The organism is Poseidonibacter lekithochrous (assembly GCF_018861145.1).
Lineage (GTDB): Bacteria > Campylobacterota > Campylobacteria > Campylobacterales > Arcobacteraceae > Poseidonibacter > Poseidonibacter lekithochrous_A.
Genome location: NZ_JAHKQT010000024.1, coordinates 1 through 1,855 on the forward strand (window position 1 = coordinate 1; position 1,855 = coordinate 1,855).

Below are 1,855 nucleotides of genomic sequence, written 5' to 3' on the forward strand. Positions count from 1 at the left end.
GTAATTTCCTGATCTTCATCTTCCAGCCAAGCTGAAACTTCATCAGGGTTCTTCTTATGCGTTTTAACAAGCTCATTAATTACTGTTACGTCATTAGCTCGACCAGAGTTAAACGCAGCGGCTATAGGCTCTGGCAGGTCCAACAAAGTCACATGCTGACTAACAAACGCGGCTGATTTACCAAGTGATTCAGCTATTTCACCTTTTTTAACACCCTTAGCCAATTCACGGCCAATGTAATCAGCAATCTCGCGGGCAGTAAGGTCATTACGTTGTAGGTTCTCAATCACTTGATCAGCTTCGTTGTAGTCGTTATCAATGAAGCCTGGAATAACATCCTTTCCTGCAATCTTAGATGCTCTGGTGCGTCGAGCGCCGTGGTTAATAATATAACGCCCAGGTTGTTCAAGGTTCTCACGAACTGAAATAGGAGTTTTAACGCCACGGTGACGAATCGTAGCAGCCAGCTCCCCTAGACTATCCTTACTAAAGCCAGGGCTATCATCTTTCCGTGGTTGATTTGGATCTTCATCAATCAAATCCAAAGACAGCATCAAAGGACCAGAACCGCCATTATTAGATTCAGGCTCGTTTAGCAAACCAGAAAGGCCGCCAATATCTTCAAGGCCCAATCCTGTCATATCATTGTTATTTGCGGTCATGCTGTAATCTCCATCTTATTAAACACGTATTCAGCCAAGGCTCTAACTTCTTTTGCTGCGACTCTAGCAGCTGATTTTTTTATCCCCCATACAGGAGTACCAATTGCACATGCCTCGGCAATGCTGTCGCGTTCTCCAACCGTGTGCGGGATCATTAGTTGAGGGAAAGCGTTCTGGAGAGCTTCCAGGTTACGGCGGTGGCGAGGCTTACGATTATCAACCTTGCTCGGAAACATTCCCAAAAATGAAAGGGTAGGGTTTACTTTACGCATGTTAGAAATAACAGCGTTCATTTTCTTAATACCCTGAATAGAATAAACTTCTGGCTCAATAGGAGATATTACATAGTCACTTGCAAAGAGTGCCGCGGCCAGTGATACCCCAAGAGAGGGAGCTGTATCAATCAAACAAATATCAAAACCTTGAGATTCCAAGGATGCCAAACCTTTTTTAAGGTTCTGACCTGCATCGGCCAGTGACATTTTTTCCATGTTTGCCAAAGCGGAGTCAGCTTTAAACAAATGAATCCCCGATTCATTTGCGTTGGTGATATTGATGGAACCACCACTAACAAAGCTACTTGCGGTAACTCCTTCAACACAGAATTGATCCAATGTGTAAGAAACATTACCCTGAGTATCAAGGTCGATCACAGCGACCTTCTTTCCTCGCTCTTGAAAATCAAAAGCAAGATGCACGACGGTTGCAGATTTACCAACCCCGCCTTTTTGGTTCGCTACGACCGCTGATTTCATCCCTTGTTTCCCCTTTTCTTTTTTGCGTCCTCGGCCCACTTCTTGACGATGAACGCTTGATGTTCCGGCAGTATTGCCGTTATTCGCTCGTATCCTTCCGGCGCTTGTGCCGTGTGAGCTTCCCATACCCTCTTGACGGCTTGTGATACCGCCCCCTTCGTCACTCCCAACAACGTCACAAATTCGGTTTGAGGTTTTCCCTCTACTAAGACCCCGTGCGCTATCTGTAGTGTTTGAGGTCCCACTTCCAAACTCTTGATTGCAGCCTGAAATTGAGACTCTGTTAGCCTTTTCTTCATGGATTGCACCCATATAAACCCCACACCCCACACTGCATAACTTCGGGAGGGTCACATCTTTATACAAGACAACTATGGTATAACTCTTAATACGACCATCGGCAAAGTTCGCCCCGAACATCATTCTAGTGCCCTAGCC

Annotated in this window: 3 protein-coding genes; all 3 read right to left on the reverse strand. The window is 45.5% G+C overall.

Features of this window, described 5'->3' with window-relative positions; genetic code table 11:
• On the reverse strand, window positions 1–662 hold a 662-nt coding region (locus tag KO488_RS10545; RefSeq protein ID WP_216058776.1), incomplete at its 3' end, for a ParB/RepB/Spo0J family partition protein.
• The gene (locus KO488_RS10550; protein WP_086959612.1) at window positions 659–1,417 is read right to left on the reverse strand and encodes a ParA family protein; all 759 of its coding nucleotides are present in this window, start codon (window positions 1,415–1,417) and stop codon (window positions 659–661) included. The genes KO488_RS10545 and KO488_RS10550, both read right to left, overlap by 4 nt.
• On the reverse strand, window positions 1,414–1,716 hold the full coding sequence (locus KO488_RS15450; protein ID WP_086959610.1) for a transcriptional regulator KorA: 303 nt from the start codon (window positions 1,714–1,716) through the stop codon (window positions 1,414–1,416). The genes KO488_RS10550 and KO488_RS15450 overlap by 4 nt, the downstream gene beginning before the upstream one ends.
• Window positions 1,717–1,855 lie beyond the last annotated feature (139 nt).